The 21,816-nt window shown below is 35.5% G+C and carries 15 protein-coding genes and 1 pseudogene; 7 read left to right on the forward strand and 9 right to left on the reverse strand.

Annotated features, from left to right (window positions below):
- Window positions 1-9: 9 nt before the first annotated feature.
- On the reverse strand, window positions 10-237 hold the full coding sequence (locus KO527_RS16400; protein ID WP_216041363.1) for a hypothetical protein: 228 nt from the start codon (window positions 235-237) through the stop codon (window positions 10-12).
- 79 nt (window positions 238-316) lie between these two features.
- Window positions 317-670, reverse strand: a complete 354-nt coding sequence (locus KO527_RS16405) for a tRNA-binding protein (RefSeq protein ID WP_216041364.1) — start codon at window positions 668-670, stop codon at window positions 317-319.
- Window positions 671-921: 251 nt separating this feature from the next.
- Here KO527_RS16405 and KO527_RS16410 point away from each other — a divergent pair, with 251 nt between their 5' ends.
- Window positions 922-1,329 (forward strand): hypothetical protein, encoded by a 408-nt coding sequence (locus tag KO527_RS16410; RefSeq protein WP_216041365.1) that lies wholly within the window; start codon window positions 922-924, stop codon window positions 1,327-1,329.
- A gap of 250 nt (window positions 1,330-1,579) precedes the next feature.
- Here the strand turns inward: KO527_RS16410 and KO527_RS16415 are convergent, their stop codons facing one another.
- The 3 genes from KO527_RS16415 to KO527_RS16425 all read right to left on the reverse strand — a co-directional run bounded on the left by KO527_RS16415 (window position 1,580) and on the right by KO527_RS16425 (window position 7,738).
- Window positions 1,580-2,719 (reverse strand): porin, encoded by a 1,140-nt coding sequence (locus tag KO527_RS16415; protein WP_216041366.1) that lies wholly within the window; start codon window positions 2,717-2,719, stop codon window positions 1,580-1,582.
- A gap of 99 nt (window positions 2,720-2,818) precedes the next feature.
- Window positions 2,819-4,690, reverse strand: coding sequence for a methyl-accepting chemotaxis protein (locus KO527_RS16420; RefSeq protein WP_216041367.1), 1,872 nt, complete (start codon window positions 4,688-4,690; stop codon window positions 2,819-2,821).
- Between the two features lie 684 nt (window positions 4,691-5,374).
- On the reverse strand, window positions 5,375-7,738 hold the full coding sequence (locus tag KO527_RS16425) for a winged helix-turn-helix domain-containing protein (protein WP_354668627.1): 2,364 nt from the start codon (window positions 7,736-7,738) through the stop codon (window positions 5,375-5,377).
- A gap of 376 nt (window positions 7,739-8,114) precedes the next feature.
- Between KO527_RS16425 and KO527_RS16430 the strand changes: the two genes are divergently transcribed.
- Both KO527_RS16430 and KO527_RS16435 read left to right on the forward strand, forming a co-directional pair.
- A complete protein-coding gene (locus KO527_RS16430) occupies window positions 8,115-8,966 on the forward strand; it encodes an alpha/beta hydrolase-fold protein (protein WP_216041369.1) in 852 nt (283 codons plus the stop codon).
- Between the two features lie 411 nt (window positions 8,967-9,377).
- Window positions 9,378-10,283 (forward strand): hypothetical protein, encoded by a 906-nt coding sequence (locus KO527_RS16435; RefSeq protein ID WP_216041370.1) that lies wholly within the window; start codon window positions 9,378-9,380, stop codon window positions 10,281-10,283.
- 490 nt (window positions 10,284-10,773) lie between these two features.
- Here the strand turns inward: KO527_RS16435 and KO527_RS26015 are convergent.
- Window positions 10,774-10,949 (reverse strand): annotated as a pseudogene (locus KO527_RS26015) (integrase core domain-containing protein); the annotation flags it as partial.
- A 335-nt stretch (window positions 10,950-11,284) separates the two neighbouring features.
- Here KO527_RS26015 and KO527_RS16440 point away from each other — a divergent pair.
- The 4 genes from KO527_RS16440 to KO527_RS16455 all read left to right on the forward strand — a co-directional run bounded on the left by KO527_RS16440 (window position 11,285) and on the right by KO527_RS16455 (window position 14,875).
- A complete protein-coding gene (locus KO527_RS16440) occupies window positions 11,285-11,830 on the forward strand; it encodes a MarR family transcriptional regulator (RefSeq protein ID WP_216041371.1) in 546 nt (181 codons plus the stop codon).
- Window positions 11,831-11,945: 115 nt separating this feature from the next.
- Window positions 11,946-13,310: a cytochrome ubiquinol oxidase subunit I gene (locus tag KO527_RS16445; protein ID WP_216041372.1), complete on the forward strand. Its 1,365-nt coding sequence runs from the start codon at window positions 11,946-11,948 to the stop codon at window positions 13,308-13,310.
- Between the two features lie 3 nt (window positions 13,311-13,313).
- On the forward strand, window positions 13,314-14,312 hold the full coding sequence (cydB, locus tag KO527_RS16450; RefSeq protein ID WP_216041373.1) for a cytochrome d ubiquinol oxidase subunit II: 999 nt from the start codon (window positions 13,314-13,316) through the stop codon (window positions 14,310-14,312).
- A 380-nt stretch (window positions 14,313-14,692) separates the two neighbouring features.
- A complete protein-coding gene (locus KO527_RS16455) occupies window positions 14,693-14,875 on the forward strand; it encodes a hypothetical protein (RefSeq protein ID WP_216041374.1) in 183 nt (60 codons plus the stop codon).
- A 56-nt stretch (window positions 14,876-14,931) separates the two neighbouring features.
- Here KO527_RS16455 and KO527_RS16460 read toward each other — a convergent pair whose 3' ends face one another.
- The 3 genes from KO527_RS16460 to KO527_RS16470 form a co-directional block, all read right to left on the reverse strand.
- Window positions 14,932-17,475: a glycoside hydrolase family 3 protein gene (locus KO527_RS16460; protein ID WP_216041375.1), complete on the reverse strand. Its 2,544-nt coding sequence runs from the start codon at window positions 17,473-17,475 to the stop codon at window positions 14,932-14,934.
- 1 nt (window position 17,476) lies between these two features.
- Window positions 17,477-18,724, reverse strand: a complete 1,248-nt coding sequence (locus KO527_RS16465) for a sugar MFS transporter (protein ID WP_252733820.1) — start codon at window positions 18,722-18,724, stop codon at window positions 17,477-17,479.
- A gap of 96 nt (window positions 18,725-18,820) precedes the next feature.
- Window positions 18,821-21,796, reverse strand: a complete 2,976-nt coding sequence (locus KO527_RS16470) for a TonB-dependent receptor (protein WP_216041377.1) — start codon at window positions 21,794-21,796, stop codon at window positions 18,821-18,823.
- Window positions 21,797-21,816 lie beyond the last annotated feature (20 nt).

A 21,816-nucleotide genomic window follows, 5' to 3' on the forward strand; every position in this document is an offset into this window, starting at 1 on the left:
AGGCTTTAATTAACTAAATACAAAGTAATCAACACTAAAATCTAAAATCCCTTCACCCACAGCCACTTCAATTGGTGTAACATCACGACCTTTTATCGTTTCTCTATAGCTTTCATAAGCAGCAACATGAATTATGATATCGCCGTTATCATCTATTTGTAGCACTTCTTCGCTAGTAACATCACGTTGAATCTTTTTCTTTTGTGAATTTGAAAGTGCGATTTCTTGGATCTTCATTGTATTCCTGACTATCTAAATAAATATTAGCGCTATTATAACTCAAACAAGCAAGATAAAAATAATTACATCAATTAAACTAGCCAGCCCGACTACCGTTGGGTATTTTATTTTCAGGCATAGCTAAACAGGGATTAATTTTATCTTCATAACCGATATCAAATAGCATACCTTGAGATAATTCCCCTGCCATTTTCCTTTCAGGTAAGTTAACAACGAATAAAGCCTGTTTCCCTTCAATTTCTTTAGGATCTGCTCTTTCTTGTTTAATACCAGAAAGGATCGAACGCGTATGATCTCCAAAATCTACAGTCAATTTCATTAGCTTATTTGATTTGGCAACTTCAGAAACCAGTGTGATTGTACCGACTCTGATGTCTAATTTAGCAAAGTCTTCAAATGTTATTAATTCTTTGATTGGTGCAGGGATCATAAAAAATACCTTACTGAATGTATTGTTGAAAATAAGTCATTTTCATTGAAAGCTTTTTTAGAATCAAGTTAATTACTAATACCTTTAAATAAAAAAATTAAAAAACGATTTAAATCTATCAATATCAATCAGTGATAAGGCTTACATTGAGTATGATAAATAAACAGCTATATAACTAAAAGAAATAAGATATACCTTTGCTTTAATTTGTTATATCATAACATTGAAAATTATTGGAAAAGCTAAATTTTATGAAAACCTTTGAAATTAAAACTATTATAGAAAAACGCCACTGGATTGGATTTTTGGCAATTGTGATTTGCATAGTTGCTTGGACTATGGAATTAATTGGCAGCGTTTATATTTGCCCTTATTGTCGTGTACAAAGAACTGTTATCGGTATATTAGGTGTCATATTACTCTTACCTTTTGCATCTCATTGGTTTGTAAAGTATATGGCAATTATATTTGGTTTTTTTGCTGCAGTTGTTGCTTCAAACCAGCATTTTATGGGTTGGAAAAAAATATCATCAGGGGAATTTCAATTTAATGACAATATATTAATAGACCCATTCCTGTTATCGGGTTTTGCTTTGGGTGCTATCATCGCAATGACTTGCATAATAATAAAATTACCAAATAACAAGCCAGAATCATAACTATTCTGTAACAGTTCAAATTAACCTGATTTTATCAGTCTAAACTAATAGAAGCGCAATTATGCGGGATATAAATACCTGTATAAAATTCACCATTGTTAACTCTACTCCCATTAATACAAAATAGAGTAATTAGTATAAACTTATTACTCTAGATAATATCATTGGGATTATTGTTAAGAATAAGACTTCTAGAATTGATATAAAGCCCTAGTTCAAAGCATAAAACATTATTTTTTAGTAAAAATATTTAGTTAAACTCCCATTTTTTAGACAAATCATATCTAAAGCCTAATGAATATGAGCTAAAATCAGGTTTTACATCGAAGTCTTTATACAAATATTCTAAATGAAACCTTAGTCCATTAGCTGGCAACCACTCAAAAGTAATATTAGCGCCTTGGTAATTTTGGCTAGTAATATCAGATAAACCGTCTTCGAAATCAAAGTAACCTGTTTTAAATTTAAAATATTTATTTATAGGATAAGCTAACCCCATATCAAATGTATGTCCTTGCCTATCGTTAAGATTAAAATATTCGTAATCTATATTTTGATAGCCAGCAGCTAGGTATAAATCATTATCAAATGTGTATGCAATTGAGCCTGCATATATTAAATTACTTCCTGTATTATTGTTTTCAATAAAACGATCTTTTTTAGAATAAGTTAATCCTAAGTGAAACCCCGATGAGTCATAACTGACACCCGCATTAAAAAAGTCACTGTCATCATTTGCATTTTCACCATCAAATTGACTGGCTAACATCAAAGTAAACGCATTAATCTGCTTTTTATAAGTAAGTAAATTATTCACAAAGAAAGGACTTTCTGGGTCATAAGCAAAAGGGCTCAAGCTATGATTAAATATATCAACATATTCAGCAATAAACGAATATTGAACTGGTCTCTGCTTACCGATCCCTACCTGCCCATATGGGCTATCTAAGGCTACATATACTTGTCGAGCTTTACCAAAGTCGCCATTATTTGAAAGATCTATTCCCCATTCTCCATGCAAAATAGCTTTCCAATTAGAGCTAAATTCAAATGTAGATTTAATACCAGCATTTGATAAAGCATCTCTTACATCCCAAAATTCATTATCTCCATCATCAATACGGCCAAATGTGGGCCTTAATGACACATAGAGATCGACATTTTTTGTCGATGAATTATTTGCTTCATTGGCATTCACGCCAATGGCCTTGTTTATTTTGGGATCTGATATTTCTTTTGTGTTATTTGCCTTTTCTAATTCGAGGATGCGTTTTTGAATTTGCATGAGTTGTGTTTTTAGCAGTTCAATTTCACTTCCTAAATTGTTTGCATTAACACTGGACGCCAATAATATACTCGTAATGGCAAAGAAAATTTTAGACTGTTGCACCTTTCACTCCTTAATCAATACAGTGATTTTAATGCCATATTAAAATCACTGTATTGAAATAAATCAGTTTTTAAGTTTCAATCTCACTTTTCATGTTCACTAAACTTTGAATTTTTCTAATATATCATTTTGCTCTCTGACACCTGCTGTTTGCAATTGAATAGCATCAACAGTTTTATGATTTTGATCTGACACAGAAATAGATAAATCTTTAATTCTCACCGTATTTGTATTAATTTCTTCTGCAACTGTACTTTGCTCATTAGCTGCTGAAGCAATTTGTAGATTCATATCATTAATCAGTTTTATCGCAGCATAAATACTGTTTAATGCTTCATCTGTTTGACTTGCTTGCTCAACTGTATTGCTCGCTGCAACTTGGCTTGATTTCATTGCTTGTGATACTGTAGTCGTTCCAGCTTGCAATTTATCAATCATATTTCTGATTTCAGTCGTAGACTCTTGCGTTCGTGAAGCTAGGGTTCTTACTTCATCTGCTACCACCGCAAAACCACGACCTTGCTCTCCTGCTCTTGCAGCCTCTATTGCAGCATTAAGTGCTAATAAATTTGTTTGCTCTGCAATATCATTTATCACTTGAAGTACAGTTTCGATACTATGTGCCGCTTCTTCTAAAATTACAACATCACTCACCGCTTGTTCAATTTGGTGGGACAAGGCTTCAATTGATGAAGTTGTAGATTTAACAATATCAGACCCTTTTTGTGTAGAGTCTTCAGCTTCTTGAGCCGCAGAAGCTGCATTTCGAGCATTAGTAGCGACATCAGAAGCTGTTGTTGCCATTTGATGCATTGCAGTTGCAAGTAGCTCAATTTCTTGAAGTTGAGTAGACATAGCCTCGTCAGAGGATAGCGCGCCTTGCTCCATCACTTCAGTTCCGTTAAGAATATCTTTCCCGGTCGCTTTTAACCTGGTCACCTGTGCTTGTAAATTACTGGTAAAGGTATTAAATCCACCTGCGAGTTCAGCAAATTCTTTATCTGTATCTGTTTGTAACCTTTTAGTTAAATCGCCATTACCCGATGCAACATCTTTAATTGCTTCATTTAAACAGTCTAACGGTTTTAGTAATTTTTTCATTAACAATGGCAATAGTAAAACACTTACAATCAATGCTATAAAACCATACACTATGGCATTATTTCTCATGCTATATACTGACTGGTAAGCAATTTTGTCATTTAATACGACACCAACATACCAATCTTGCTCAGGAATTTTTACAAATTTTAAATCATATTCTATATCGTCAATCATGACATGTTGAATTTGGTTACTATTGATATTACCACTTGGTAAAAAATTGGACATATTTTTACCGTTATATTGTCCTTCAGGATGAGCAATAACAGTGCCTTTTTCAGTCACAATAAAAACATAACCCGCATCAAATAACTTCACGCTGTTTACTAAATCAGATAGACTTGAAAGACTTAAATCAAAGAAAATGGCTCCCATAAAATTTCTTGCTTGCATTATAGGAGTTGCAACAGAAATGAGGATTTCTCCAGTCGCAGAGTCTGCATAAGGATCAGTAATAATTAATTCTTGTTCATTTTTAGCATCTATATACCAAGGCCTTTTTCTTGGGTCCCATCCATTGCCAGGATCCCAACTCGGATCACTTTTAAAATGAGAACCATCCGATTCATACCCACCACCAATCAGTAAGAAAGCTTCTTTAATGTGAGGTTGACTAATCACATTAGTAATATGAGCATGGGTTGGATTTTCTTCCACCATGTTAGTTGCATATTTAGCTAAAGATTTTTTACCAGAAAGCTCTGACGCCACTGTATTTTTTACACCATTGACGATATCAGTAATGCTTTCTTCAATAGTGGTTTCTAATTGTGCTTTCACATTCAGATATTGTGTCGTATTCAATAACAAAATCGTGATAAATAATAAAGCTGAAGAAGCGCCAGCAATCTTATGTACAAACTTCATATACACCCCATAAAAAATAAAAAATAGCCAAAATTAAAATTGATATATATATGATGTATTCGAAATCCATTTGAATTTATTCATATTTTCTTTTAAGTATAGTCTAGCTTATTTTTGTTGAATGTTAATATTTACTTGAAAAATATAAAACCATAAAATGAATTTATTAGGTTTAAGTGTGTTGGTTAAAAAAGGCAATAGCTTATATATTTCAAATGACATCTTTTCTGATGAAATTTTCAGTTATTAAACTTATCCACTAGTCATGATGTTATATAGTTTCTTCTTCGCCTAATATTCAGGTTAAAACGAGATTTTCCTACTTTGCTAGTCACTCAAAAGTATAATGTTAGTATTAATTACAAATTTATGGCTCTGACGATTTGTTTTTCTTGAGCCTCTAAGTCTGCTGTTTGCGATGAGCTGACAGTTACGACTTAATTTGAAAGGATAAATTTTTTTAGCAAATGTTGATAAAATACGATTAACACTCAATGTGCCATTGCACGGCACACCTAGCATAATTGAAAATAACAATATCCTTAATAACATAATAGATGAGCAATTAAAGTTCAGGTGATTGTTTGATGTTTTTAAATTGGTAATTTAGCATTCAATTAAACAGACTTTGCTTACCAATCGTCGTTATTAAAAGTTAATACTGTGAAAGATGGGTTACTCCATCTAACTAGAAATTGTATTTAACTTAAAGGTAACTTGCTCTCGTAATTCGTTTAGGTTTTCCTGATGTTGCTTTAGTAATAATTTGAATTCAGGTTCTTCAAACAAAGGCCGTAAAAGGTGGTTATTCTCTAATGACCACCACTCCCTATCGTAAGTCTCGAGCCAACCCATTTTCAGTGCAGCTGCTAAATGCACTATCGCTTCAGAAAGATCACCTAATTGCGCGTTAACTTCAGCTAAAGTAAATTCAGCCTGAATTTTATCAAACACCTTATTTTGTTTGATGAATATCTGTAGGCTGCGTAGCAAAATCTCAGCTGACTGTTTCTCTTCTAAATTTAACAAAGTCACAGCATACAAAACCATTGCTGTATAATTATCTGGGTTGATCTGACTTAAAGTAATAGACTCTGGTTTATCCCACTCTGGATAGACTTTTAGCAATGTGGATTTAGCTTGGTTAAATTTTCTAGTACGAAATTGCGCAACGGCAAGCCCTAACAAAGCGCTGCTTCCGTTGGGTCTATAAAGTGCGATGCGTTCTTTAATCGATAATATTTTTTGCTCCTCCCCTTTTGAACCGAAATTAATCAAATTCAAAGAATTTACAAAGTGGCCGTGCCTAGAGCTCATGTTAGCCAAAATATTATTAGCGACATCTGTTGCACCAATACTTAAATAAGCTAGCACCAACTGTTCGCAATACTCAACACTTGAGCAATTTGTAAAAATGTCTGCATTTGCCAAGTGCCATTGGGCCATAGCAATGATAGATTGTCGTGTATTTCTAAAAATATGGGTTGAGTCAACCACATGCGATAAATGATTTGGTTCTAGAATTAAAGTACGTTGGTACATTCGTTGCGCTGAATCTGGTTTTCCTATGGAGTGCAGATACTTGCTGAGTGATCGTTTTAAAGACGCTGACAATGGATTAAGTTTAATTGCTTTATTGAGGTGTTGAATGACTTGTGATTCATTACCTAGTTTCTTTAACAATAGGCTATACCACCGGTGAGTAGTGGCATTATCATCTAAGGCAAGTGAACTTAAGAAAGCGTGATGTGCTTGTTGAATCAAGGCTGAGTCAGCATCAGAAAAGCCTGTTTCATAGCCCGCTTTGAGGGTCAAGAGCAAACCTTGAGTCGCGAGTGCTGTTGGTGAATTCGGCTTTAAAGCCAACCCTTTCTCTATATGGGGCAATGATTTATCGTATGATTTTTTCTCACTCCAATTTGCAGAGTGATGAAGACCTACATAAGTAATCGCTAAACCGATATGTGCATCGGCATATTCAGGTTCTAACTCCAGACTATGTTTAAAATAAGTCACGGCCTTTGAAAGGGATATTGGATTACTTTGTCGCCAGTGATATTGACCCATCAAATACCATTCGTACGCCTGCGCGCTAATTTTTTTAGTCTGTGTTTGGCTACTAATGCTATTTTTTGGTACAAAATCCGGTTGGATTGTTTCTTGAATGGCGGCACTGATATTGTCTTGTAAGGTGAATATATCCTCATTTTCACTGTCAAAGGTTTTAGACCAAAGTTGTTGACTATCACTTGTACTAAATATTCTGACATTAATACGAACCTGGTCGCCCATGGTTTGCACACTGCCATCCAATAAAGCATCTACCTTCAATGATTGACCTATTTCTTTTGCGTTGTATTCTCCACGAAAAGTAAAAGAAGAATAGCGAGAGATCACTTTCAATTGTTTAATTTGGGAAAGTTGATTAATAATCGCATCGGACAATCCATCGGTAAAATGCTGATTATCCTGCGTTGAACTAAGATCATCAAAAGGCAATACTGCAATGGAGTTGATATTAATTCGATTAGCAAGAGAGTCTTTATCTGTGTTGATGAAATACATTGCCAGAGATAGGGTTAGTAACAATAAGGTGATAATACCCATAGCGATACTTGGCTTATATATGCGATAGAAATCTATTTTCTTACTATGGCCCTGTTCAGGCTCGTCTCGTTTTTTAACTTTGGCAATTAAGGTATAGCCCACTCCTGGCAGCGTTTTGATAAACGTCGGGCTGCGAGCATTATCGCCCAATGCTTTTCTTATTTTGCTTACCGCGACAGATAATATGTCATCTGCCACAAAACTATCTTTCCAGACATGTTCAAAAATCTGGTCTTTAGTAACCTGCTCTCCACTGTGGAGTATTAAAAACAACAGCACTTGCATGCTTTTATTGTCGATAGAATGTGAATCAGCTTGATTTTTTATGGTATTGGTTTGAGGACAAATTATCCACGAACCCAGTTGATATTGCTGAGTATATTCCAAGAACGTATCCAAAGAGTAAAGATTATTTTTATTATTGGAGCAGTATACCGCCATCTTTAAATAGAAGCTTTGTTTTTAACCTGTTTGATCTGTCATTAATCGCATTTTATTAACTTTAACACCTTTGTTCGAAATAGACCGACATTTACGTCCAAAGTATGAGTCCTAATGATACTAGATGAAGCTTGTACTTCTCTAAACTTCTACCAGGAAACAAAACACAACGCCAAAACTAAGCTATTGAAATTAAATTACTTTTAAGTTACTAACTATTATTTAGGGTGTAATTTAAGAAGATTTAAGAAGTTTTAAGTTGCTTAAAACCCCACGGCACTTTAGATTTTTTCACAACATAGGTTTATCAAGCCTGTGTTGATTTATAGCAAGAACCTGTCAAGCAATTTTACAATTTACGAGTGAGTGATTTTATATGAAAAAGATTTTAATTTTTTTGTTTTTGTTACCTTTCTTCAATGTTGGAGCAAGTGAGCACAAATTATATTCTATCCCTGGAACACAAGTTATTCCGATTAAAGATACTATATCGAATAAACAATACGAGCTACTCATCAAACTACCTAATAATTACGAGAAAAATAAGGACAAGAACTACCCGGTTGTTTACTTTACAGATGCCGTAGAGCATATCGAATTATTATCATCTGCCTCATATATGATTTGGAAAGATGTAATTTTAGTAGGCATCTCTTGGCAGAAAGACATCTCAGAGGATTTAAGGCAACAATATGGTGTTCATGTCAGTCGTTATATGGATTACACATTTAAGAAGACCGTGAGTAAAAAACATCCTAAAATAAAATTTGGATTAGCTGATAAGCACTTAGCTTTTATTCGCAAAGATGTTTTTAAGTTTGTAGAAAGTAATTACAGAACCGAGCCGAACAATCGAACCTATTTCGGTTTTTCCGCTGGTGGAGTATTTGGTGTTTACGCACTAATGACACAACCCGACTCATTTAAAAATTACATTCTGGGGAGTCCATTAGACGAGAAAGTACCGACACTATTTGCTCAAGAACATGCCGCTTTAAAAAATACCCGATCTGCGATTAATGTCTTAACTTCTTATGGAGAATTAGAGGAAGAGGTAGCGCCATTTGTCGAAGATTTTGTTAGCCAACTTAACAATAAAAAATATAAAGGAATTGCTTCAATAAATAACATTATTGCTGAGTCTTATGGACATAGCGATTCGTCTCCTTTGGTGGCGGCATACGGTATGAGATGGTTAAAAAGCTTGCAAGCAAAATCAAAAGAATAAATAGCATCAGATTCACATTTATTGAATTAGGTGTTATTGATAAAAAGTCTAATCCAAATTAGCTTTAAGTACTAGCGACTTAATGTCTCGCATGTGGTAAAAATTGTCATTGCTTCTATGGCGTAATGGCGCACAAAGTTGGTTAGTGTTTATGCTCACTTTGTGCGCGTGTTTCTGTTAGCTTTTAAATTTTTTCCACTTATTTTTAGTGGGTTACTCGAGTCATGTTACTGAGACGTCACCATAAAAGTTGTTATATACATTTAATAAGTTGATTATCACCGTCAGAAAAAATCAGCGAAAATTCATAAAAACTTCAGGTATTTAATAAGTGACTTGATTAAACTTATGCCTTCTCAATCACATTTAGTGAAGTTTAATAAATCATTTGTTTCAAAATAAAGGTAAATTATGAACAACATTTGTATTTCAATTATTCTAGTGTTTTCTATTCTTGCTTTCAGTAGCAATAGTTATGGTCAAGATACGTTTCCAGTATTGGAAGACCCATATTTTGGGCTAAAGCCTCCCAGCTTAATGCCTAAACTTTTTGATCCTAAAATATTATCTCCAGAAGGAAGGTTTGATGCTGGTTGGTTTTCACCAGATATGAAGGAATTCTATTTTACTAGGAGAGGTGGGAAAGATAATAAACGCACTTTTTTTGTTATTAGATATGAAAACAATAATTGGGGGAAAGAATCTGAGACAGATATTAAGTGGCCACATTTCTCCGCTGATGGAAATATATTGTATTCTGGCAAGGAATATAGAGAGCGAACCGACAAAGGCTGGTCGGAACCTAAAAGCCTAGGAGAGATCTTAAAAAAAACTGCTCATGGTTTATCAGTTTCAGCTAACGGTACTTATTACTTTCCGCTTTTTGAAAATGAAAAAGAATTTTATTCAGGACACGGAAAACTTAGTTATTCTCGCCTGATTAATGGCCAATATGCATCCCCTGTGACACTGAGTAAAGATATGAATGCAGGTAAATGGATTGCTCATCCATATATTGCACCAGATGAATCCTATTTAATATGGGATGTCGTACGAGAAGGTGGCTACGGACAATCTGATCTCTACATTAGTTTTAAACAAGAAGGTGAATCTTGGGCATCACCAATAAATATGGGCCCGAAAATAAACACAAACTTCCAGGAAAGTGCCCCACAGGTGACACATGACGGCAAATACCTCTTTTTTAGTAGAGGAGATTGGAAAGTCGAAGAAGATGGAAGTCGTCACTATGTAAGTAAAAAATATTGGGTGGATACTAAAGTGATTGATAATCTCAAGCCTAAAAATAATACATAACGCTGATAGTATGAAGTGCAAAGGTAATAGTTGACTCGTTTTCGCTTCAATACATATTAAAGTACGCTATCAACCAATGAGAGCGACATCAACATAGAAGTGAATAATTTTGTTAGTTTCAAATAAAGGTGAAAGCACTCCTGATATCTATATTAGTTTTCGACTAAAAGATGGTGCATGAGGCACTGTAATTAACAAGGGCTATAAAATCAACACAACAGCTTATGGACATCGCCCGAGGATGACATCTGATGGAAAATATTTGTTTTTGTACAAGGGGAAAAGTTAGAGAAGATGGGAGTACTTATTTTGTAGGCAACCCTTATTGGGTAGATGCGCTGATAATTGAAGGTCTTAGACCGACAAACCAATAAATATCGCTAAATGTTTAAGGCTGATACCTAACCGTTGGCTCCTTTTCGCATCATTACACATTTAAACGTATGTCTCGGTCTAGTTGTATTATTCTAGCATAGGTGACACATTTTTATTAAAACGCCTGATTTACTTCATTAGGCGTTTTGAATTTTAGTGCCGTATGTGGCCTCCTTTTTTATATGTCATCAAGGATCCTGTAACTTTTTTTGGCTTCTCCAAGTCTTTTGGTTTTACCAATAGGTGTTTTCTTTTTAGAATGCCATTAATACGCTCAGCTAAAGCATTTTGGACTGACCAAGTTTCACTAGACAGATTTATATTCAAAAAGTAAACTTCCTCAATTTAGCTGATGAAACCCTTCCTATCTGTTAATGCTGGTATTTAAGGTTATAGAATATTTCTATAAAACTTAGAACTTATCACGTTGCTGTTATAAATCTAATCCCCAATATTTATCCAGTTGGCTTCAAATTAGTAAATCCCTCACTTATTTTCAAAAAAACCCTAAAGAACAAGAATCTCGTTTTGAAAGAATATTCCCAATTTCACTAAAAAAAGCTTGATCTAAATCAATAAGAGTTTAAACTTTCAGAAAATACTGAAACTTCAGAAATTAAAATACAATGATAATGACAGCTAAAATTGAATCGTTTGTAATGCATTGTGGCGAAATGGGCAGTCGCTGGGGATTTAACCGAACGGTTGGACAAATGTATGGGTTATTAATAATTCATGAAGAAGCGCTTAGTGCGGTGCAAATATCTGAAGCACTAAATATTTCTCGCGGTAATGTCAGTATGGGCATTAAAGAGTTACAGTCGTGGCGTTTAGTGCAAGTGCATCATAAACCAAAAGATCGTAAAGAGTACTACTCACCTGCAGGTTCAATATGGGAAATGGCGACACGTGTATTTGAAGAGCGTCGAAAACGTGAAGTCGACCCTACTCTATCATTGCTTCGTGATAATTTATTAGATGAACCAGGCAATCAACAAGAACAATACGCGCAAGATCGCATGCACGAAATTCATGATTTACTTGAAACTATCACCCATTGGGCTGGTGAGTTACAAAGTATGAGTCCAGATAAATTGAACACTTTAATGAAACTTGGTGCTGGCGTAAGTAAAGTCATCGATATGAAAGACAAGTTTATGAAAAATGGTTAAGCCCAGTGCTTAGCCATTTTTATTTAGATTATTTAAATATTATAGAAATCGTCACCTTTAAAACTTAGAACCAATTAACACAGTGTCGTGCTTAATATGGTTTATGGAGTAAGTTATGTTAGAAACCTTAATGCTCTCACGCATACAGTTTGCAGCGAATATTAGTTTTCATATCCTGTTCCCTACAATTACCATCGCATTAAGTTGGTTTTTGTTTTATTTCAAATTACGTTTTGATCAAACTGCCGATCCAGTTTGGATGCGTGCTTATCGTTTTTGGGTCAAAATTTTTGCCCTAACTTTTGCAATCGGTGTAGTTAGTGGTATTACCATGTCTTTTCAATTTGGTACTAATTGGCCTAAATTTATGGAAACCGTTGGTAATATTGCAGGGCCTTTACTCGGTTATGAAGTGCTAACAGCTTTCTTTTTAGAGGCTGGATTCTTAGGCATTATGCTATTTGGTATAAATAAAGTATCAGCGAGAGTTCATACTCTTTCCACTTTAATTGTAGCAATAGGTACAAGTTTATCTGCATTTTGGATTTTAGCACTCAACTCTTGGATGCAAACGCCGCAAGGTCATGAAATGCGTGATGGTGTTGCTTTTCCTGTAGATTGGCTAGCAATTATTTTTAATCCTTCTTTCCCTTATAGGCTCATGCATATGCTTATTGCATCGGGTTTAACAGCTGCGTTTTTAGTTGCAGGGATCAGTGCTTATCGTTTATTGAAAGGCGATGATAAACAAGCTCCTAAGTTAACTTTAAAAATTGCTTTAACCGTTGCTGCATTGCTCACTCCCCTACAAGTTTTTGTAGGAGATATGCACGGATTAAATACACTAGAGCATCAACCACAAAAAATTGCAGCAATGGAAGGTGTATGGCATACCGAAAAAGGCGCACCATTATTGTTGTTTGCTGTGCCAGATGAAGAACAAAAAACCAACCATTTTGAAGTTGCAATCCCTAATATGGCAAGCTTTATTTTAACGCACGATTTAAATGGTGAAATCAAAGGGTTGAACGAATTTGAAGGTAATCACCCTCCAGTGGCGCCTGTATTTTTTGCTTTTAGACTTATGGTAGGTCTTGGTATGTTAATGCTGGCAATTGCTTGGTTTAGCCGAATTCAACTATGGCGTAAGAATCAATTACCTCCTTGGTTACTAAAAGCCTTAGTTGTTATGAGCTTCTCTGGCTGGGTTGCAACACTCGCTGGTTGGTATGTCACAGAAATTGGCCGTCAACCTTGGTTAGTGACAGGTGTGCTAACAATAAAAGATGCTGCAACCGATATCGCAGCAGAAAACGTGGGCTTTACTTTAATTATGTATCTTACTTTATACGTTGTTATTTTGGTTGCATATCTACATACGGTTTTCACTATGGCAGGTCGTGCAGTTGAAATAGAAGAAATAAGCGATGATGAAAAAGTAAAACCTGTTGTTTATTCTCATAAAGTAGTTAAGGGGTAAATTATGTTTGAAGAAAATACATTAGCCGTTGTTTTTGTTTCTTTAATGGGTTTATCCGTTTTACTTTATGCCATTTTAGATGGATTTGATTTAGGCGTGGGCGTATTGCTACCGCTAGAACAAAAAGATGATGCAGATACCATGATAGCTTCAATTGGTCCTTTTTGGGATGCCAATGAAACTTGGTTAGTTTTGGCTGTCGGGTTATTACTTATTGCTTTTCCAGCGGCACATAGCTTTGTATTTAAAGAGCTGTATTTACCTACTGCAATTTTATTAATTAGTTTAGTGTTGCGTGGCGTTGCTTTTGATTTTAGAGCGAAAGCTGCATTTAGTCACAAACCAACATGGAATAAAGTGTTTAAAGCTGGCTCTTTATTAGCCGCTTTAAGCCAAGGTTATATGTTAGGCATGTATGTGATGGGTTTTGAAAGTACATTGGCTGCATATAGCTTTAGTGTACTGAGTGCCTTTGGTGTCGCAGCAGCTTATAGCTACATAGGTGCATGTTGGTTAATCATGAAAACTGAAGGCGACTTACAAATCCAAGCGGTTAATTGGGCTAAAAAGTCTGGCTTAGTTTGTTTTATAGGTGTGGTAGCTGTATCGCTTGTGAACCCTTTAATTAACCCAGAAGTTTACGCTAAGTGGTTCTCTTGGCCTAATACTTTATACATTTTACCTTTACCACTTATATGTTTTGGGCTATTTATATTTAGCTTCATACAATTAAAGCAGTTACCTAAAGTTAATGATAAAGGATGCTGGCGTCCATTTGTGGCTGCTGTAGTAATATTCGCTTTATGTTTCTTTGGCTTAGCTTTTAGTTTCTTCCCTTATATCGTGCCAAACAAATTAACAATATGGGAAACTGCTGCAGCACCTGAGTCTTTAAGCTTTTTATTATGGGGCACCATAATAGTTGTACCGGTTATTTTCAGCTACACAGCGTTTTCTTACCGCGTATTCTGGGGGAAAGTGCAAGAGCTAAGATATCATTAATTAAACAATCCAGAAAAAACAACCCAACCATCAAAAGCCAGTTGACGACTGGCTTTTTTATTACGGTGAAGTTACATATTATTTTTAGTAATTAAAATATTAAAGCTTTGTGTAAACAAAAAGTTGCCATCGATATTTATTCAATACTTTTAATAAATAATGAATTCTTGGCAGCGTGATTCTTTGCTAACTATTAATCAAAATCATCGCTTGATGCACTTGTATTTTTTGGTAATTTAATAAAAAGATTGCATGTGTCACATTTATGTCCTGATAAAAGAAAATCCCTCCACTATTTTCCTATAAAGTTTTTATTAATAACAAGTTTAGCCGAACCGCGACTCCCAACTTGATCACAAAAAAGTTATAGCAATGGTGTCATGTTATTCCCTCAAACGGATCGCGTTAGTATAGGTCATTCAGGAAGACAAGCCGTTGCAGATTCTATGGTTGCTCTTGACGTTAAAAGTAATATCTCTATTGCCATTTTAACTAATGTAAAAGGATATAATGGAGAACTTCAGTTAATTGAAAAAATTCTACCTTTAATTAAAGTGCGTTAGGCAAACATAAATAAACAGAGGTAATTAAGTCGCCTCTGTTTATTTATCAAATAGATCTAATGGCAGTTAATAGTTTCAAATTCCCCATTTGACTCAAAACGAATATCACTAATAGATAAATCTAACATTGCAGCAGTACTCAGCTTAAGTGCACTGATGTCTTCACTTAAAAGTAATTCATTATTTGCAAAACATCTTGTATCTATCGATAAGTCAGACCATTCTCCTTTTGGTATTAAAGCTAACTTTTGACTTATATCCTGCTGCATCATACAGTCGGCTGAAGCTGTAGTATTTTTATCACAATTTAGTGAGATATAAACAGGTGCTATAACTTCACTATCCCTTTTTATATTAAGAAATAATTGTGAGTGTGTTAGCAAACCTAATTGCAAAATTTCATGATCTTTAGTTTTATGATTGAACTGAACACCGGCATTTTTACTCCCATCAAATTCAATTCTAAAAGCGTCTTCTTGTATTTTTTTATCTACCGTTCGATACTTAATTCCTGGTAAAGTTACCGTATTTGAAACGATTTCCGTAATTTGTTTATCAGAAGCTAAAATTGCATTCCAAGGCTCGACTATTTTACCTGTAAAGATATGCAATCCAGCAGTTTGATCTTTTATATAATCAAATGTTTCTAATAAGTTATCAGCCAGTAGGTTTTTATCTCCATATTGCAAACCAAAACCATATGGTAATAATGGTTGATATTTATCATCATTAAGATTAACAATTTGATCCGGTGTTTTAGGCCAAGAAAATGATAATTTACCTTTAAAATCATATTGTACTTTTCCTTGGTGATCCATAAATAATACATCTGCAATTGCTTTACCTTCTGAGCCAGGTAACCAAGCAGCTACAAACGCATCACTGGCATTGAGCTCTGCATTTACCCACATAGGGCGGCCGCTTATAAAAATAGAAACAACAGGTATTCCTTGTGCTTTAAGTTTATGAAGTAATTTTAAGTCTGATTTAATACCTTTTTGATATGCTAAATCTTCAACATCACCTTGCCCTTCGGCATAGGGTGCTTCACCAAAAACAACCACTGCAACATCAGGTTTTTCTTTAAAACTGCCATCTTCACTCAAAACAATCTGACCACCTGCGGCTTTAACTTGTGCTGATAAGCCATCATAAATTGAACTACCGCCAGGGAAATCTGAATTAACATTATTTATACCTTGCCAAGTGATGGTCCATCCACCTGATTGCTTGCCAATATTATGCGCAGCATCACCTGCGACTAATAAATTTATCTTAGGTGACAAAGGTAATAAGTTATCTTTATTTTTTAATAAAACAAGAGACTCTCTTACTGCTTGTTGTGCAATTATCCTATGTGCTTTACTACCAATTAGCTCGGTTTTTCCTGATAAAACTCGTTTAGCCGGACTTGGTTTGTCAAATAAACCAGCACGTACTTTTACACGTAAAATCCGAGAAACGGCATCATCAATTCTCGATTGTGAAATTTCACCCTTCTCAACTTGTTTTATGGTATTTTCAAGTAAAGGCTTCCAAGCATTTGTTGGTACCATAAAAATATCAAGACCCGAGTTTACAGCCTGTGAGCAACTTTCATTACTACAACCTTTCACTTGACCATGGCCATTCCAGTCACCGACAACAAAACCATCAAATCCCATTTGATTTTTTAAGACGTCTGTTAATAAATAGTGATTGCCATGTGCTTTTTCGCCATGCCAACTATTAAATGATGCCATAACAGATTGTGCCCCTGCTGTTAAACCGCCGATATACCCTTGGCCGTGAATATCATGTAACGCTTGCTCTAGCGAGATATTATTCCCTTGATCATCACCATCGATTGTTCCACCATCACCAATAAAGTGCTTAACTGTGCTGATCACTTTATCGTCGCCTAAAAAGTCATTATCAGCACTACCTTGTAAACCTTTTACTATGGCACTTGCATAAGTCTTTACGATCTTAGGATCTTCAGAATACCCCTCATACGTTCTGCCCCAGCGGTCATCTCTTACTGTCGCAACAGTAGGTGCAAATACCCAATCAATACCTGTAACCATGACTTCTGTTGCTGTTACTTGTGCAATTTTTTTTATTAAAGCTGGATTGTTTGCCGCACCTAAACCAATATTGTGAGGAAAAAGTGTTGCACCTATTACATTATTGTGACCATGAACAGCATCCGTTCCCCACATAGTAGGAATAGATGAGCCATCTATTGAATCATCTATTGATGCCTGGTACATATCTTCAGCTAGTTTTATCCAATCTTGTGGTGTCGCGTGTTTATCAGAATTAGGAAATGACCCCCCACCATTTAAATATGAGCCAAAACCATAATTACGCATATCTTCAACTGCAATAGCACGTATTTCAGGCTGGATCATTTGAGCTACTTTTTGTTCCAATGTCATATTAGATAAAAGTTGTTTAACTTTAATCTCAACATTTTCATCTTTAGGTACTTGTGAAACTATTTTTGGCCAAATTGCTTTTTTATCTTCAACTTTTTGAAAGTGTTCGTTTTCTACAGAGCATCCAACCAAGCCTGAAACTACCATTATACTGAGCAACGATTGTTTATTAATGTTCATCCTAAGATCCTTCTTTTAAAGTCATCATAGGTTTTGAACCTATTAATCCGTAATACGCTATATACACATAACAAAATACTGGAAGAATAAATGACAGTTGCACACCCACTAAATCAGCTAATATGCCTTGAACTAAAGGTATTATTGCACCGCCAACAATCGCTAAACATAAAACCCCAGCACCATGACTGGCAGCATCACCCAAATCATTAATAGCTAAACTAAATATTGTTGGAAACATAATTGAGTTAAATAAACCAACTGCTAATATTGACCACATAGCAACTGAACCATCTAACACGACAGCCAGTAATATTAATATAATTGAACATGCACCATTAAAAGCCAGTACTTTTCCTGCTGCAATACGCTGCATTACAATTGCACCAATAAAACGGCCCACCATAGCGCCCCCCCAATAATAAGCAATGTAATTAGCCGCTTGTGACTCTGCCATAGCTGCAATATTTGGCTCTGCTAAAAAGTTAATTAAAAAGCTACCAATAGCCACTTCTGCGCCTACATATAAAAAGATGCCTAAAGCACCTAATTTCAAATGACTAAAATGCCATGATTTTTGTGTTGACTGCTGCACATGTTCTTTTTGTCCTAAATTAGGCAGTTTTAAATAAGCAAAAATGATAGCTAATATAAGTAAAGAAAGAGCAAGAAATATATATGGAGTTTGCACAGCTGAAGGATCGGCAATAGCATGTTCAGCACCATTGAAAATAAGCCAGGCTCCAAAAAAAGGTGCCACTGTAGTACCTAATGCATTAAAAGCTTGCGTCATGGTAAGGCGTGATGAAGCTGTTTTACTTGGGCCAAGTGCACTGACATATGGATTAGCAGAGACCTGTAAAATTGTAATACCCGAAGCTAAAACAAATAATGCGAGTAAAAACAGTGAATATTTTTCTAGTAGTGATGCTGGATAGAATAATAAACAGCCTACACTTGCAATACTTAAACCTACTACTATGCCTTTTTTAAAACCTATTTTACCCACCAAATTACCCGCTGGCAGTGAAACGATAAAATATGCGCCAAAAAAGCAAAACTGAACCAACATTGCTTGGGTATAAGTTAAATCAAATGCCCCTTTTAAATAAGGGATCAAAATATCATTCAAACAAGTTATAAAACCCCACATAAAAAACAGTGATGTTAACGAAACCAATGCAAATCTGTTATTTTTATTTGTAGATGCTGAATTTAAGGTATCTTCATGCGCGAGATTCACTGACATGCCAGCCATAATAAAAATTCCTATAAGTTAAAATAAATAAAATAAATGAAGAAAAATTGCCGCACAGTGTGCAAACTGAACGACAAAGGTTGGGGTTTATTTAAAACTGTATCGAGCACCTAACACATAGCGAGGCCCATATTGACGTGCAAACAAGAACTGTTCTTCGTATCGGCCAAAGCCTTGTTCAGTTTCATTATTTAGATTTAACCCTTCAAAAAATACAGTGATATTATCATTAACATTATAATTAACACTCATATCCCACTGACCAAATGACTTTGCAAATTGTGGCGGGTTATCTGATGAACCTTGATCTTGACCAACACCAATTAAGTATTCATCTCGCCATGCATAAGTGACTTTTACAGACCAATCATCTTTCTCATAAAAAGCTTGGAAGTTTGCTGAGTCACTTAAACCTGTTAAAGGGGTTTGTTGTTCTAAACTGTCAACATCAAATTCAACATCACCCTCTACAAATGTGGCATTAACACCCACACCAAAGCCTGATTCACCAAATAAATGCACTACTGCCAATTCAAAGCCATCAACTTGTTTATCATCCTTACTATTAAAAGGACGAGAAATATCCCAAGTCATCAAAGGATCATTAGTATTTGGCTCGATATAACCTTGGCTATTTAATGTTGCACCATTGACTTGCATTTGCGCAAAAATCGCGTCATTTGTTGCTTGTTCGCCACGTCCTATTATGTCCGCTTCAGCTTGCTGCCAGCGAGGCCCTTCATAAATATCATGGAAACCCGCTATATTTGTTTTAACTTTCTGATTACCAATAAAGTTTTTAACATTCTTTTTAAAGTAACCGATGGCTGCGTAGCTACCTGGTGAATAGTAATACTCTAATGATAAATCAAAATTAGTTGATTCAAATGGCATTAAGTTAGTATTTCCTTCTGTGCCATTTCTAGAACCAATTTTAGGACTAGAAGAAAGTTGGCGACCACCCGCTAGCGATCCAAGAGGTGCTCTTGAAATTGTTTTACCCCAAGATACACGACCAACAAGTTCTTCAGTTAAGTCAACTTTCATATCTATCATAGGCAAAAAGACATCATGCTCGCCCGTCAAAACAAGTGTATTACTATCACCATCTAAATATTGAGTATGCCATTCACTTCCGCCTTTCCACCAAACTGAAGTGGGGACATCTTGCAGTACATGACTAGTTACCGATGTTTCCTCATAACGTACACCGACATTCAGTTGAATAGGGAACTGGGATACTTCAAATTCCCATAGTGATTGTATATAAATGCTATCGGTATCTTCTTTAACTGAACTTGCAGAATATGTCCCCATATCATGGTAAGCCGTAGTAGCAAAATAATCATCGCCACCCAATTGAGCATTCGTTAAAAATGCCTCTGAGCGTGCAACAACTTCATCAAAATCAAATGAGTAATAATAGTTAGGCGATAAATTACTACCGCCACCACTAAATTCATCTAAGAAATCATTTGTATTATTTAGCTCAAACATGCCATCAGGGAGCATTTCTGTATAAGCTGGATTAAATAAGAAACCACCAATCAAGCCACTCCAAGCATGAGAACCGCCAATGTCTTGCTCTGTACGCACAACACCAAATTTCACATTCACTAATGGAATATCAAACGTATTATCCCAAGTACCATGAAGTTGAAATTGATCAACAGATGACTCCCCAGGTTTATGCACAAACTGACTAAAGTGAGAATCTATTTCGCTCGGTGCTAATACTGTCGTCCCATTGTTCCAATAAATTTGTGCATGAGGAATATCACCAATGCGGTTATCATATGTTTTAGTTGTTAATTGGTCTGAACCTAAAACTAACGTGCCGGCACTACCAAGACCAGCATCACCTCCATCATCGATTTTATTTTTTGAATCATGATAATCAAATTCAAAATGTAGTGAATCAGTAGCCTGCCACTCTAAATTAAGGCCAATGGATCGCTCTTTTACCTCGGTTGTACTTCTAGAAGCTGAATATGAACCATCATTACCACTAATATCTGCATAAATTGCAGTCCCATGTGCATCTAATTCATAGGCATTAATATTTCCACCATAATCATTCCACATACCCCAGCCTAGCGAGTTAGTGCCTGTAGTTGCGTCTGTCGCGGTATAATCTAAAGTTAAAATCACATCATCAATGGGTGCATATTGAAAAGTAATATGGCCATTGATCCGCTCTCTTTGATTATCTTCAATGCTGTAATTCATATCTCGCGGAAAATAATGCGCACCGATAGGTTCGCCCTCTGAATCTAAAGCACGTGGGTCTATGACTTTTGATGCATCTAAATCAGGTAAATCGACATTAGCCTGCCAACCTTGAATATTCGCTGATTGCTTTTGAAAATCACGTCTATGATGGGTAAATGAAGCTGCAAAACCTAAACTGTCATCAAAAAAAGTATTACTATAAACGCCACCAATTTCAGGTGTTACATCATTACCCTCAACATTTGAAGTATCGTGTATCGCTTTTGCAGATAAAGAATACTTTTCACCAGGGCTATTAAATGGCTTCATAGTTACAATATTAACGGTAGCCCCTAAACCACCACTTGGATTTTTAGCACGTGCAGTTTTGTGTACTTCTAATGCACTTATGCCATCCGATGACAGATTTTCAAATTTATATGAACGAGAATTACCTGTGCCCGGCATTTGACGACCATTTAAGGTCACAAGATTAAAATCTGGACCAAAACCACGTACAGTTATTTTACTGCCTTCACCATTTGAGCGACTCACAGTAACACCCGTGATCCTTTGCAGTGATTCAGCTAAATTAGTATCTGGAAATTTACCCATATCTTCTGCAGATATTATATCTACGACACCCGATTCTGCGCGTTTTAAATCCGCTGACTTTATTAAACTGCCCCGAATACCTTTTACTTCTATAACTTCAATTTGTTTCACTGCGGTATTTGAATTACCTGTACTTGTGGTTTGTTCAGCTGCTATTAGCTGTGTATTAATTCCTGCAAACATAATTGCACTAATACATGCTGCTAAATGATTTTTAGAAAAGTTAAACTGTTTCATAATAATTTTACCTGTTAATA

Origin of the sequence: Pseudoalteromonas sp. C2R02, assembly GCF_018860845.1 — a bacterium.
In the GTDB taxonomy this organism is placed as follows: Bacteria; Pseudomonadota; Gammaproteobacteria; order Enterobacterales; family Alteromonadaceae; genus Pseudoalteromonas.